The following is a 335-nucleotide window of genomic DNA, read 5'->3' as shown; positions in this document are numbered from 1 at the left end:
TACCACTATCGTCAAGAAAGATGGTAGCTGGAGCTTTACGCCAGAGACCGATCTGATCGAGGGTAACCACAGCCTGACCGTGACGGCAGAAGATGCCGCTGGTAACAGCGTGACCTCGCCAGCCTTTGAGCTGAAGGTAGATACCACCGCGCCAGATCAACCGGTGATGGGTAATGCCATTGATGATGTGGGTGATGTGCGTGGTCCATTGACCAACGGCAGTGTTACTGACGATGCCAACCCGACCTTCAAGGGAACGGCAGAGCCAAATAGCATCATCAATGTCTATGATGATGGAAAACTGTTGGGGTCGGTTGCTGTCGGCGACGATGGTG

Annotated in this window: 1 protein-coding gene; it reads left to right on the top strand. The window is 53.7% G+C overall.

The window, feature by feature from the left end:
* Nucleotides 1-335, top strand: a 335-nt coding sequence (locus AC2A06_RS18975) for an Ig-like domain-containing protein (RefSeq protein ID WP_484381313.1), incomplete at both ends; no start/stop codon positions are given.

The sequence above is a fragment of the Serratia sp. HNCC26DJ244 genome (assembly GCF_057180565.1).
This window is presented reverse-complemented; position numbering and strand designations above follow the sequence as displayed.